General features: G+C 41.3%; 10 protein-coding genes and 1 other RNA gene. 5 read left to right on the top strand and 6 right to left on the bottom strand.

Annotation, left to right across the window (positions count from 1 at the left end):
- Positions 1-17: 17 nt before the first annotated feature.
- From CWC16_RS06075 to fabB, 4 genes are all read right to left on the bottom strand, one after another.
- Positions 18-1712 carry a FimV/HubP family polar landmark protein gene (locus CWC16_RS06075; RefSeq protein ID WP_138540876.1) on the bottom strand — a complete coding sequence of 565 codons (1695 nt, stop codon included), beginning with the start codon at positions 1710-1712 and terminating at the stop codon, positions 18-20.
- Between the two features lie 352 nt (positions 1713-2064).
- Positions 2065-3081, bottom strand: a complete 1017-nt coding sequence (locus CWC16_RS06065) for an aspartate-semialdehyde dehydrogenase (RefSeq protein ID WP_004588395.1) — start codon at positions 3079-3081, stop codon at positions 2065-2067.
- A 45-nt stretch (positions 3082-3126) separates the two neighbouring features.
- Entirely contained in the window at positions 3127-4248 is a 1122-nt protein-coding gene (locus CWC16_RS06060; protein ID WP_138540875.1) for a 4-phosphoerythronate dehydrogenase, read from the bottom strand.
- A gap of 112 nt (positions 4249-4360) precedes the next feature.
- The gene (gene fabB / locus CWC16_RS06055) at positions 4361-5575 is read right to left on the bottom strand and encodes a beta-ketoacyl-ACP synthase I (RefSeq protein WP_138540874.1); all 1215 of its coding nucleotides are present in this window, start codon (positions 5573-5575) and stop codon (positions 4361-4363) included.
- Positions 5576-5756: 181 nt separating this feature from the next.
- Here fabB and mnmC point away from each other — a divergent pair, with 181 nt between their 5' ends.
- The 4 genes from mnmC to CWC16_RS06035 all read left to right on the top strand — a co-directional run bounded on the left by mnmC (position 5757) and on the right by CWC16_RS06035 (position 10425).
- Entirely contained in the window at positions 5757-7766 is a 2010-nt protein-coding gene (mnmC, locus tag CWC16_RS06050) for a bifunctional tRNA (5-methylaminomethyl-2-thiouridine)(34)-methyltransferase MnmC2/FAD-dependent 5-carboxymethylaminomethyl-2-thiouridine(34) oxidoreductase MnmC1 (protein ID WP_138540873.1), read from the top strand.
- 106 nt (positions 7767-7872) lie between these two features.
- Complete coding sequence (locus CWC16_RS06045; protein ID WP_138540872.1) at positions 7873-8196, top strand: hypothetical protein; 324 nt, start codon at positions 7873-7875, stop codon at positions 8194-8196.
- A 169-nt stretch (positions 8197-8365) separates the two neighbouring features.
- Complete coding sequence (locus CWC16_RS06040; RefSeq protein ID WP_138540871.1) at positions 8366-9001, top strand: SDR family oxidoreductase; 636 nt, start codon at positions 8366-8368, stop codon at positions 8999-9001.
- Between the two features lie 356 nt (positions 9002-9357).
- Positions 9358-10425 carry a hypothetical protein gene (locus CWC16_RS06035; RefSeq protein WP_138540870.1) on the top strand — a complete coding sequence of 356 codons (1068 nt, stop codon included), beginning with the start codon at positions 9358-9360 and terminating at the stop codon, positions 10423-10425.
- A gap of 86 nt (positions 10426-10511) precedes the next feature.
- Here CWC16_RS06035 and ssrA read toward each other — a convergent pair.
- Positions 10512-10868, bottom strand: a transfer-messenger RNA (tmRNA) gene (gene ssrA / locus CWC16_RS06030).
- Between the two features lie 265 nt (positions 10869-11133).
- Here ssrA and CWC16_RS06025 point away from each other — a divergent pair.
- Positions 11134-12759, top strand: a complete 1626-nt coding sequence (locus CWC16_RS06025; protein WP_138540869.1) for a flagellar assembly protein A — start codon at positions 11134-11136, stop codon at positions 12757-12759.
- Here CWC16_RS06025 and rnt read toward each other — a convergent pair.
- Entirely contained in the window at positions 12743-13435 is a 693-nt protein-coding gene (gene rnt, locus CWC16_RS06020; RefSeq protein WP_055015815.1) for a ribonuclease T, read from the bottom strand. The genes CWC16_RS06025 and rnt overlap by 17 nt on opposite strands.
- Positions 13436-13449 lie beyond the last annotated feature (14 nt).

Below are 13449 nucleotides of genomic sequence, written 5' to 3'. Positions count from 1 at the left end.
CACTCCTCACTTACACTTCACTCACCAAAACCTATCTCAAAGTCATCACTTTCTTCAACAAGTGCATCTGCTGGGGTTTCATCAGGTGTGTCGCCCGCTTCATCAATTAGGCTGTCTATATCATCTAAATCAAAATCATCGCTTTCTTCAACGAGCGCATCAGCAGAGGCCGTATCGGTGGTATCACTCGCTTCATCAATTAAGCTGTCTATGTCGTCTAAGTCAAAGTCATCGTCTTTTGGTGAGTCTGTATCAGCTTGTTGATCTAATAATTCATCAATATCAAAGTCATCGCCTTCTTCTTGGGCAAGTTCTTCGCTTAAGGCGGCCAACTCATCATTGCTTTCGACATTACTATCACTCGGTTGCTCAACCTCAGGCAAGTCAATTTCAGGTAAGCTATCGTCCTCATCAAATAAATCATCTAGATCATCGCTGCTTAAAATATCGTCTGACTCTTTTGCATCACCTAAATCGAGGTCAATTTCATCCTCTGGTTTCTCATCTACAGGCTCATCAAAGCCCTGCTGCATGAAAATATCTAACTCGTCTCCTGCACCGCCTTCATCATCAAAAACAATATCATCACTTAATAAGCTTTCTAATTCGTCTTGATCGAGCAAGTTTTCAGTATCAGAAAATTCCTCGTCTAACGCATCATCTAGAGAATCGTCAAATGCAATATCACCCTCTGGCAAAATATCGTCGCTATGATTGTCATCCAGTTGAATATCTAAATCATCAAGAGGGTCAGGAATGATTGGATCGTCTAGCGCATCATTACTTTGCGGCTCGTCTTCGGTAAAGCTGGGCGTTTGTGGTAGAAAGTCGTCGTCATCTTGCGTTTCCTCATCTTTGTTGGTGCGCTTTCGTAAAAACATCACCACAGCAAAAATAATTAATAATGCAGGAATGGTCATTAATAAAATAAGCACAAGCGGTTTAGACATGAAAGCGCCTAAGTCAAAAGGTTCTTCTTTTGGTACTTCTTGTACTTTTTGTTGCGCAATTATTTCATTTTGCTTTTCAATGAGTTCTTTTAACTGTTTTTGAATTTCGCTGTCTTGGCCTAGTTGCTCTTTTACATTAGCCAGTTCTTTTGAAATGCCCGACAGTTGCTTTTTGAGATTATTATTTTCAGCTAATATTTCTTCTACATTATTGACCGAACTTTTAAATTGCTGCTGCAGCTCTACAAGTTTATTACCTTGCTGCGTTTTTATTTCATTTAATTCTTTTTGAATTTCTTTTTTAGCGTCGTCAACATCGGCTTTACGCGCTTGAGTAACTTTAGTTTGCGCAGCGTTAATTTCACTGGTGGTTAGTGTGCCATTTTTCTTTTTTTCCCACAGCGCGTCGTCTTGCTCTGAGCGTTGTTTAGCAAGCTGTGGATCTATGCGTCTAATTTCCGCTAAAGTGGGTATTTTTAAATAGGCACCACTTTGCATGTGGTTTAGGTTTTGTTCTAAAAATGAATTAGGGTTTTTGTTATACAAGGCTTGCATAACTTGGTAGATACTAACTGAATTATCTGGGCGTACTTTGGCAGCAATACGCCATAGTGTATCGGTTGGCTTTATAGGCCCTATTGATCGCCCTTGCGCACCATAGTCAGCGCCTTTTGGCCCCTTTAATTGGGTGCTGTCTTGAGAGTAAATTGGAGTTACTACCAATGCAGACGCTAATATAATAAGTGAAGCTAAACCGCGCATGCTGATCCTTTAATGTGTAAATGTTAAATGCTTTGCTATTTATTAAGCTGCTCAACATTAATTATTCTTGCCGTAACCAGCCAAACAGCTGATCTACATTTGTTATTACAATCTATTTTTGTTGCAAGCTCTATTCCAGTTACAAACTATAAACCAGTTACGGTCTAATATCCATTGCAACGCTTTGAAAATAAATACCTTAAAACTTTATTCTTAATACTATTTTATCGTGATAGATCAAGGCGTTTAGCTTAGTAGCAACGCTAAGCGGCAATAATTTGGCTTCTCCAAAAACAAAAGCGGCAAACTCTTAAAGTTTGCCGCTTAATTTACATACTATATTAGCTGCTATTTATAAATAGTTAGCGATTAACTCTTCAGCTATTTGTACGCTATTTGTTGCAGCCCCTTTGCGGGTGTTGTCACTCACAACCCACATATTTAAACCATGCGGGTGCGAAATATCGGCGCGCAAGCGGCCAACGTAAACCGTATCATTACCACTGGCATCTGAAACCGCGGTTGGGTAATCTCCTTCGTCTTCAATAAGTTCGACCCCTGGCGCATCATTTAAAAGCTGCTTAACGTGCTCAAAGTCATACGGCATGCGTGTTTCAATATTGATTGACTCAGAATGGCCAAAAAATACAGGTACACGTACACAGGTTGGGTTAACCGCAATGGTAGTATCGCCCAAAATTTTATGTGTTTCGTTTACCATTTTCATTTCTTCGCGTGTGTAGCCGTTATCTTCAAAGGTATCGATTTGAGGGATAACGTTAAATGCAATTTGCTTAGGAAAAATTTCGTTTTCCATTGGACGCGCATTCATCAAATTGGCGGTTTGTTTTGCCAATTCATCTACTGCTTCTTTGCCTGCACCAGATACAGCTTGGTAGGTAGATACATTAATGCGGTCAATACCATAAGCATCGTAAATGGGTTTAAGGGCAAGCATCATTTGAATAGTAGAGCAATTAGGGTTTGCAATAATATTGCGGTTTCTAAAGTCTTCAAGGCTTGCTGCATTCACTTCTGGTACCACTAGCGGCACTTCAAAATCATTTCTAAAATGTGAAGTGTTATCAATTACAACACAGCCAGCGTCGGCCGCAATTGGCGCGTATTTTTCTGATACACTGCCACCAGCTGAAAACAAACCAATGTGTGCTTGGCTAAAGTCAAAGCCTTCTACGTCTTGTACTTCAATGGTTTCGCCACGAAACTTTATGTCTTCACCTGCGCTGCGGCTACTGGCTAGTAAAAAGAGTTGGTCTACCGGAAACTTACGATCTTCCAGGGTTTCAATAATTTGACGACCTACTAAGCCTGTAGCGCCAAGCACAGCAACATTATATTTTTGCGACATATTTTATCCTCTTTAAGCACTGTTAAAACAACAATGCTAGTTAAATTAGTTTGCGGTGTTAAAACCAAGCTGAGCGAGTGCATTTGTATGCTGCCCACTCCCTTGCACTGTTAAAGTGCTAAACTCTCGCCTTACTGGGTAGTTTTTACGTAAACGATCAAACCCATCTTTTGCTAAGTGACGTAGCAAAATGCCATCATCGCGGCGTACGTCGTAGATTAAATGCACTAAACGCGCAATATCAGCCTCAGTAAAGGTGCTTTCTAAATTTAAGTTTGTAACAGCAGGTTGTGGTAAAAAATCAGAAAGCGATTTTTCTGCGGTTACGTCTTTTAATTTACATAGAGCCTGATACAGCATTTGTGTGCCGCGGGCTTTTCCTTCAAGGGTATGCCCGGCAATGTGCACGCTGGCATAGCGCACATGATCAAGCAATGGAATTAAAATGTTAGGCTCGTTTTCCCACACATCAAGAACCAAATCTAAGTCTGCCCCTTGCTTCATAACCGATAACAAAGCCTGGTTATCAATCACTTCTCCACGGCTAGCATTTATAACAGCTAACCCAGGCTTTAACGCATTTAGGCGTTTTTCATCTATTAAATGATGTGTTTTATGCTCACCAGTTTTAATCAGCGGCACATGAAAAGTAACCGCATCTACAAGCTCAAGTAGCTCATCAAGTTCTACATGCTCGGCTAATAAGCCCTGCTCATGTTTAATTGGGTCACATAATAAAACATCAACATCAAGTGCTTTTAGTTTTTGAGCTAAACAGCTGCCAATATTTCCCACCCCAACAATACCTATTGTTTGCCCACTCAGTGAGGTTGCGTTTTCTTGGCTTAAAGCGAATAAGCTACTTATTACATATTCAGCCACCGCAATTGCATTGCAGCCAGGGGCACTGCTAAAAGCAATGCCTTTCTCGTTAAGTAAAAGTGTATCTATATGATCAACACCAATGGTGGCGGTACCTACAAAGCTTAATTTATTAGCCTTTGCAAGCAGATCACTGTTTACTTTAGTAACCGAGCGCGTAAGGAGTACATCAACATCAATTAACGCATCAGGTGTTAAATTTCGTCCATCAAAGCGCGTTACCTCACCAAAGTCTGCAAAATACTGCTCAACTAAAGGCATGTTTTGATCGGCAAGAATCTTCATTGGGGAGTCCGTATGGCAAAATGAGGCGCTATTGTAACGAACAACCAAGCAATTACACAAACTAAAAAGCCGAGCAATGCTCGGCTTTTAATCACTATAAAGAGAAAACGAATTAACCTTTATATTTGCTCATAACTAATGTGGCATTTGTACCACCAAAGCCAAAGCTATTAGACATTACCGTATTAAGCTGTGCATCGCGGCGCTCAGTTACAATGTTAAGGCCTTGTGCTTGCCCATCTAGCTCTTCTACGTTAATAGATGGCGCTACAAAGTCGTTTTCCATCATTAAAATTGAGAAAATAGCTTCGTGAACACCCGCAGCACCCAATGCGTGACCCGTTAATGATTTAGTCGCACTAATAAGCGGCGAATTACCACCAAACACTTCTTGAATGGCGCCTAGCTCTTTAACATCACCTACTGGCGTAGAGGTACCGTGCGTGTTTAAATAATCAATGGGTGCATCAACACCTTGCATTGCTTGGCGCATACAGCGTACTGCACCTTCACCTGAAGGTGCTACCATGTCGTAGCCATCAGATGTAGCACCGTAGCCTACAATTTCTGCGTAAATATGTGCGCCACGAGCAAGTGCATGCTCAAGCTCTTCTACTACAACAATACCGCCACCAGCAGAAATAACAAAACCATCGCGGTTTGCATCGTACGTACGTGATGCTTTTTCTGGTGTTTCGTTGTATTTAGTAGACAACGCACCCATTGCGTCAAATTCCATTGCAAGGGTCCAGTGTAGCTCTTCACCACCACCGGCAAAAATAACATCTTGCTTGCCTAATTGAATTTGCTCAACCGCGTGACCAATACAATGTGCAGAGGTTGCACACGCAGAGCTTATAGAATAGTTAACACCTTTAATTTTAAATGGCGTTGCTAAACAGGCCGATGTGGTGCTCGCCATTGTACGCGGTACCATATATGGGCCTACACGTTTTACACCTTTTTCGCGCAAAATATCGGCTGCTTCTACTTGCCACTTTGAAGAGCCACCACCTGAGCCTACTAATAAACCCGTGCGCTCATTAGATACTTGCTCATCTGATAAGCCAGCATCTTCAATTGCTTGCTTCATAGAAATATAAGAGTAAGCAGCAGCATCTCCCATAAAGCGCATTGCTTTACGGTCTACGTGTTCTTTAACATCAATATCAATTTTGCCCGACACATTACTGCGTAAGTTGTAATCGGCAAATTCTTGGTTAAAAGCAATACCGCTTTTACCCGCTTTTAATGACTCTAAAACTTCTTGTTTGTTATTACCGATGCTTGATACAACACCGATACCCGTAATTACGGCTCTTCTCATGGGTAATTCCCTTAGCTTGAAACTAAATTACTGTGTATTTTACGCTGTTTTTAGGTGTTAAGTGGTCAGCTTTCTAGCGTACACCTGTACTCTGAATTTAATAGCTTATAAATAACGCCAGACTATTTCAAAGAAAACCCGTAAAATAATAAAAAAATACTGTCTAAAAATTTAATAAGTCATGATAAAAAACGCCCAAATACACTTTAATGAAGTAGGCACACCGGTAGCCGATAACTTTGACGATGTTTATTTTTCTAATGACGACGGCCTTGCTGAATCGCATTACGTGTTTTATCAACAAAACAATATACAGGCGCGGTTACAAAATCATGACCAAGCGCATTTTGTTATTGCCGAAACCGGTTTTGGCACGGGTTTAAACTTTTTAAATGCATGGCAGCACTTTAATGACCACCTTGCCAATCAACAAGTTCAAAATCAAGTAGACAAACGTGTTAAGCGTTTGCATTTTATTTCGTTTGAAAAATACCCGCTCAATGCTGACGATCTAAAAAAAGCATTGCAAGCGTGGCCAACACTGCACAAGCTAAGTGATGAATTAACAACGCATTACCCAATTAATTTAGCTGGCTGCCACCGTATTGAATTTAATAACGGCCAAGTTATTCTTGATTTGTATTTTGGCGACGTGCTTGATTCCATAAACGCGATGAGCTACCCGCAATCGGGGGTGGTCGATGCATGGTTTTTAGACGGCTTTGCACCGAGTAAAAACCCCGACATGTGGCAACAAAGTGTGTTTAATGCCATGGTTGATATATCACGCAAGCAAGCAACACTAGCCACCTTTACCGCGGCAGGCTTTGTACGCCGGGGCTTGATAGCCGCAGGCTTTAATATGCAAAAAGTAAAAGGTTTTGGGCGCAAACGGGAAATGCTAATAGGCCAATTAGCCGATGCTAATAGTGCGCACTCATCACCCCCATACTTTGAACACCCCCCTGCCAAGCTAGAACATGTTGCTGTAATAGGCGGCGGAATTGCAAGTAGCTGTATTTTGCACAGTTTGGCTAAGCGTGGCATTAAAAGCACCCTATTTTGTCAAGATGAAAAACCAGCTATGGGGGCTTCACATAATGTACAAGGTGCGGTTTACCCGCACTTACAAGCTAAAAATTCACCGCACAGCGAATTATTTGCGCATAGTTTTTTATACGCTAAACGCAACTACCAGCAACTACTTAAAAACGGCTTTAATTTTGATCATAGTTGGTGTGGTGTGTTGCAACATGCGGTAAAAAAACCACTTGCCGATAAACACCAAAACTTAGAACAAAAACAGCTATGGCCTCAATCCTTAATGCGCAATGTAACTGCCGAGCAAGGAGACACACTTGCAGGCGTAACAACCGGCTACCCCGGCGTTTATTTTGAGCAAGGCGGTTGGGTAAACCCACCGCAATTAGTAGAAGCAATGCTTCAGGCTGCCCACACTTTACAGCCTTTTAGCCGCCATTTTAACTGTCATGTTAAGCAGCTTAACAAAACACCCGAAGGCTGGTATTTAGCCGCTAATAACATTCAGTACGGCCCATTTAGTGATGTAATAATATGTGCTGGTGAGCATAGCGATGCGTTTGAGCAAACAAACGCATTACCTATTGTAGGAGTACGCGGCCAAGTATCGCATATTCAAGCCAGTGAACACTCTAAAAAGCTTAAAACTGTGTTGTGCCATAAAGGTTATTTTACACCCGCCTATTTAGGTAAACACTGTATGGGCGCTACATTTGAAAAAAACACAAAAAGTCGCGCCGTTACAGAAAAAGATAACCAATTAAACCACGAGCAACTCCTTAGCTTTTACCACCAAAGCGACTTTGCCACCTCATTAGGTGATATAACCTGCGCTAAAGCCGCTGTACGCTGCACATTTATAGATCATTTGCCAATGGCGGGGCAATGGTGTGAGCAAAGTGATTACATCAACGCCTTTGCTAATTTACGCTTAGGTAAACGCTATCAATACTTGCCTTTGCAAAAGCCACAACAAGGCTTACATATTTTTACCGGATTTGGAGCGCGTGCATTATGCAGTGCACCGCTATTAAGTGAGCACTTTATTAGCACCTTAAATAACGAGCCACGTCCATTAAGCGAGCGTGTAAGCCAAGCTATTCACCCAGCGCGTTTTATAGTGCGTGATTTAATACGAAATAAAATTTAAATGACACCATTCTTTTTTTGCGTAAAATAATACCTATAAAAGGAATTTATATTACCCAAGCGCAGCCTATGTACGAATGCGAATGGGTATAAATAAAAGGAAAAAAATGAAAGCTTTAACTTATGCTGTAGCAATACTTGCCGCTATATCGTTTAACGCATTTAGCCAAAACGTAAGCGAGATCCCCTTACCCGAAGAGTTTGTCACTACCATGGATGTAACTAACGAATACCCAAAGGTACGCACTGGGTATTTAGCCACCTCTATCAATGATATTGCTAAATTTTATCAACACGCACTTGGTGAGCCTCTCAACATTAAAGGCGATAACAACTACCGCACCCTTTACTATAACTATCAAAGTCATGCCGTACGCATTAGCTTATACCATCATAATTATGTTACCGAAGTCAGTATAATGATTGAATAAACACGGCAAAAAGCGGCTAATTTTCACGCTCAGTTCAGACTCCTACTTTATTCACCAGCAAATTTATTATTTGTGAAGAATAATCATGTTTTACCCTTTAAAAACGCATGCCTACCCCAAGGTCTATTTGTACTAAACACCTTTACACTAAATTGAGAAGGAATTAATTATGAGTAAGACCCTAATTATTGGCGCTAGCGGACAGATTGGTAAAATGGCAACCGAGCTGCTTTTAAACAATGAGCAAAATGTATCTGCATTAGTGCGCGATAAAAGCAAGTTAAGTGATTTAGATAGCCCGTTTTTAACTATTGTAGAGCAAGACCTCGAAGGCGACTTTTCTACTGCGTTAAAAGATTGCGACCAAGTAATATTTGCTGCAGGTTCTGGCGGAAGTACAGGCACAGATAAAACCGTGCTAATTGATTTATGGGCGGCTACCAAAGCAGCCACGTATGCTAAAGAGCATGGCGTTAAGCATTTTATTATGATCAGTTCTATTGGCGCTGACGATCCAGACTCGATTGAAAGCGACTTAAAACCTTACTTAGTTGCCAAACATATGGCAGATGAGCACCTTATCAACAGTGGTTTAAACTACACCATAGTGCGCCCAGGTACTTTAACCAATGAAAGCGCCTCAATGAAGGTAACCACAGAACGCCCAAGCGATCGTTCTAAAGCTAAAATTAGCCGCGAAAACGTAGCCAATGCCTTGTTGCATATTGCTACAAATACATTTAATGGCAACCGCGTTTTTGAGTTATTTAATGGTGAAACACCGATTAAAACAGCTGTAAAATAAATCAGGCCTTGCTGCCCTTTGCAACTCCCATGCAAAGGGCACTCTACCTAGGTGCAACAGAACCCTCTATGCACCGCCTCCTCTTTAAATTTATAAATGTAAACAACACGTTTAAATTGCTTTAATAACACAAATCAACATCGTCCCTAATAAAACCACAGGAAAAACAAGTATTTCCATTAAAACGGCTATAAAACAGCATGTTGAGATTATGAAAGGTTGATTTTTGTTCAGGCTTTTTTACTAGTTTAATAAGGTTAAATACTAGAAACCCCTTATTTTATCTGGTAAATTAACAGCGTGTTAAAACAATAATAAAAATTCCTCAATGGAAGTTGCACGAATAAGGACATAGCGTGAGCGCCTCATTTAAAATTATTTTTAATGGTCAGTTACATCAAAATGCTGACATTGGTACCGTACAAGACCAACTTTGTCAGTTTTTAAAAATTCCCCATAATGTCGTTGTAAAATTATTTGATGGCCGAGCCTATGCACTCGTTAAAGACCTATCGAGTATTGATGCAGTTAAAACCGAATCACAGCTGAAAAGCTTTGGCTTAATAACTAAGGTTGAACCGCACGCAAGTGTAAGGGCACCCCAAAGTACAGCGGGTACTAAACTGGTTGTTACTAACAACGAGCCAGCGGTAAAAAACATAGCCAATACAATAACCAGCATTAAAAAGGCCGGCGTAAATAGCCCTGCCACCCTGCCCAAACTTGCACTGCAAAGTGCGTTATTTTTTTGCTATAGCTTATTATTCATCTGCCTTATTTGCTCAGCAGTAATAAGCTTTAACACACTTAAAATGAGTATGATAGACAGCTCAATAGCTTCCCCCTCTGCAACATTAAATTACGTTAATTATAAGCAGTACTTAGCAAATCAAAAAAAGCACCCAGAAGTCACCTTGCCTAGCACCCACAGCACAGATGAGCTTAACCAAAGGGCGCAGCAAAAAATTGATAGCTATTTTGCTCGCTTTTCAGCGCACATAAACAGTTACGCAAAGATTCTAAAGCAACCAAACATAAACAGCATGGGTGCAGGAAAGTTAAAGCAGCACTTACAAGAAATAGACGCACTAGGCACGGAACATGTATTTTGGGAGCAATTAATTAACCTTGCTAAATCGCTCAATAATGACGCCCATATAATGAGCAAGCTTGCTAATGATAACCCAGATAAAATTCAGTGGATCAACGCCGTTGATTGGATAAGCCAAAGCTATATTAGGCAGCAACAAAATAAGCCTAACGCTTTACCGGCCTCGCCTGCAAACACACAACTCGCCAAGTCACCAATTTTAGATTTAACTCTGCTAATTAGCTTAATGTCGTTCTTAACGCTTATTATTATTAGTATTAAAATGAAAGTAAGATCGTTAAAAATGAAGCTAGCCACTATAAGCACAGAATAAATTAAACCCATAAAAAAACCGCCAACTTGATTGCTCAAATTGGCGGTTTTTTATGGTTTTTAAGTAACGAACTTAAATACCTGTATTGGTGGAGCTGGGGGGATTTGAACCCCCGTCCGAAAAGCCTCGACCGTCGGTACTACATGTTTAGTATTGTCATTTAGTTAACCTTTAAATCCCGGACAAACACGATAGATAAAGGCGAGGCCGCTTAGTTTTAACGCTTCAACCCCGGCCAGGGTTTCCGTCGCGATCAGGTGTTAGGGTGACACTCCAAAATCCAGTCCACAAGAATACATGGAAGGAGCGCTAGCCAGCCTAAGCTGCTAGAGAGTAGTTATCGTCGTTTGCGATTACTTTAAATTGCGGCTTTTTTACGAGGCAAACCGCACCTCGACATGCACCTCAGGCTTCTTGAATTCCGTCGAATCCTAATCAGCCCCTGAAATATGAATTTCTTTCAGTGAGGGCAGTATAACTGAGTAAACGTCTGATACTCAAGGGGTGTGACACTTTTATTTTAGCCTACAGAATCAAGTGAACAGTTAATAAGCACAAGTTTGCAAAAAAGCAAACAAATACTGAACATTTACTTAACATACCGTTCAAGTTGTGCTCAAATAAGGAGTTAATTTTTACGCAGAGGCTTAAGTTTTTGTAGTGAAAGTAATAATCATAATAACAGGCATAATCGTAGGGAATTTATAAATGTCGGTTTTTTTATTTAATGAACAAACGGGTGAGCTGGCGTTATCTGCGCACCCTATTGATAATGGATTTCCGGTAACAAGCGCTCAGCTTATTGAGTTACTTGAGCAGTCGGATTATTGCGAGTTTGAAGTGCTCCCTGGCAATATTGGTAAGTTATTTTCACCAAGTAAAAATTATCAGCAAGAGTCATTAGTAATTGCCAAAGCAACGGACGCGAGCCTTGTTATTAATGTTGATGAAAAAAACATGGTTGCTGAGGCAACACTTACCACGGCCAGAGGCGGTGCTTTACTTTCTATGGAAGCCGCTCAAGCCGCGCTGGCTGAAGCTGGTGTGAAAAAAGGCATTAGCCCTCGTGCACTTGATACGTTTTTAGGACAGCAGTTTTCTCATCCTGCAGGTACAGCATATAGCGCTATTGTGGCCCATGGCCGAAACCCCAAAGAAGGCAGTGATGCGAGGTTTGTTCGCCTTTGCTCTACTGCGCAAGACCGCGTACTTAGCCCTCAAGCAAAAGAAGGTGGCAAGGTGGATATGAAAGACCTTGGCGCCATTATTACCGTAAAACCCGGCACTCCTTTAATGCAGCGTGTGGCTGCTACACCCGGGGAGGATGGCTATACGGTTTTTGGCGACCTAATTAAGGCCACGCCAGGTAAAGAGCATGAATTACAGCCCTTTGAAGGCACAAAAATAGACCCTAACAACCCAAACATGCTCATTGCCGATTGTAAGGGCGTGCCAGTTGCACTACCCAGAGGCATGCGGGTGGACGACGTTTTATGCTTTCATAATGTAGATGTAAGCACAGGCCATGTTGATTTTGATGGCAGCGTAATTATCTCTGGTGATGTTAAAGATGGTATGCGGGTTAAAGCCAATGGCGATATTACTGTATTAGGGTTTGTTGAATCAGGCACGATTGAAAGCCAAAGCGCGGTCACTATTATGCTCGGCGCTATTGGGCGCAAGCGCGAAAATGAAGAAGCATTTACTTGTGAAATTTCAGCTAAGCGTACCATTTCTATTGGCTATGCCCAGTACTGTAATATTAAAAGTGCACAGGATTTATTTATAGAGCGCCAGGCCTTGCATTGTAATTTAAGTGCAAGGCGCTTAATACGGGTAGGTAAAGCAGGTAACCCGCGCGGAAAAATAATTGGGGGTAATATTCTTGATGCTATGCGTATTGAAACAGGGGAACTAGGTGCACCTGCAGGTACTAAAACACGCGTGTTTTTAGCTCAAAACTGGCATGAACTGCGCTCAAAGCAGTCTCAGATAATTGATTTTGAAAAGGTGTTAGCAAGTAAAACGTCGGCGCTTAATCAAGCTAAAGAAAAAGCGATAAAAATTCCTGTTGCAGCTCAACGACAACAGCTGTTAGATAAAATTGCCGCTAATGAGCAGCATATAAAAACGCGTGCTATGCACGTACAACGTCAAAAAAGATTGGTGAAACAAAAAATTTCTCAGCTATTAGCCACTAGCCGCTTAAAAATTAATGAAATAATGCACCCAGGTGTGGAGCTTAAAATAGCAAAAGACACAAAACAGTTTTCGCGTATTTACCCACCCCACTTGGTAAAACTGTCTGAGGGGAAAATCACTCAGTCGTTTTAGTATCCTCTTGAGTGTTTTCAGTTTCTTGAGCGTCACTTTCAGGTAGTGGCGCTAACGGCCAGCCCCCTAATTCTTGCCAACGATTTACTATTAAACAATACAGCTCTGCTGTGCGCTCTGTATCGTAAAGTGCAGAGTGTGCTTGGCTGTTATCAAACTCAATGCCCGCGGCTCTACATGCTTTAGCCAGTACCGTTTGGCCTAACGCTAAGCCTGCAAGCGAGGTTGTGTCAAAGCTTACAAACGGATGAAATGGCGTACGCTTAATATTGTTACGCTCAATGGCTGCATTTAAAAAACCATGATCAAAGGCAGCATTATGTGCCACTACAACTGAGCGTTGACACCCGGCGGCTTTTTGCGCTTTACGTACTGCTTTACAAATTTCTTTTATTGCTTCTTCTTCAGGTACAGCGCCACGCAGTGGACTAAACGGGTCTATGCCGTTAAATTCAATGGCAGCTTGTTCTATATTAGCACCTTCAAAAGGCTCTACATGAAAATGAACGGTATGATCTATGCTGAGTAACCCTTGGTCATCCATTTTTAAAATGGATACGGCAATTTCAAGTAAGGCGTCGGTTTCTTTATTAAAGCCGGCGGTTTCTACGTCGATTACAACAGGAAAAAAGCCGCGAAAGCGTTGTGCGAAAAGTGTTTGCTCAGTATTTGCCATAGTCTTCTTGGTTT

The sequence above is a fragment of the Pseudoalteromonas sp. S3776 genome (genome assembly GCF_005886915.1).
In the GTDB taxonomy this organism is placed as follows: domain Bacteria; phylum Pseudomonadota; class Gammaproteobacteria; order Enterobacterales; family Alteromonadaceae; genus Pseudoalteromonas.
The sequence above is the reverse complement of the archived record's forward strand: the minus strand, read 5'-3'. Positions and strand labels throughout refer to the sequence as shown.

Coding starts and splice junctions, on each gene's coding strand:
- CWC16_RS06075 (WP_138540876.1), bottom strand. CDS start 1,712: ATGCGCGGTTTAGCTTCACTTATTATATTAGCGTCTGCATTGGTAGTA.
- CWC16_RS06065 (WP_004588395.1), bottom strand. CDS start 3,081: ATGTCGCAAAAATATAATGTTGCTGTGCTTGGCGCTACAGGCTTAGTA.
- CWC16_RS06060 (WP_138540875.1), bottom strand. CDS start 4,248: ATGAAGATTCTTGCCGATCAAAACATGCCTTTAGTTGAGCAGTATTTT.
- fabB (WP_138540874.1), bottom strand. CDS start 5,575: ATGAGAAGAGCCGTAATTACGGGTATCGGTGTTGTATCAAGCATCGGT.
- mnmC (WP_138540873.1), top strand. CDS start 5,757: ATGATAAAAAACGCCCAAATACACTTTAATGAAGTAGGCACACCGGTA.
- CWC16_RS06045 (WP_138540872.1), top strand. CDS start 7,873: ATGAAAGCTTTAACTTATGCTGTAGCAATACTTGCCGCTATATCGTTT.
- CWC16_RS06040 (WP_138540871.1), top strand. CDS start 8,366: ATGAGTAAGACCCTAATTATTGGCGCTAGCGGACAGATTGGTAAAATG.
- CWC16_RS06025 (WP_138540869.1), top strand. CDS start 11,134: ATGTCGGTTTTTTTATTTAATGAACAAACGGGTGAGCTGGCGTTATCT.
- rnt (WP_055015815.1), bottom strand. CDS start 13,435: ATGGCAAATACTGAGCAAACACTTTTCGCACAACGCTTTCGCGGCTTT.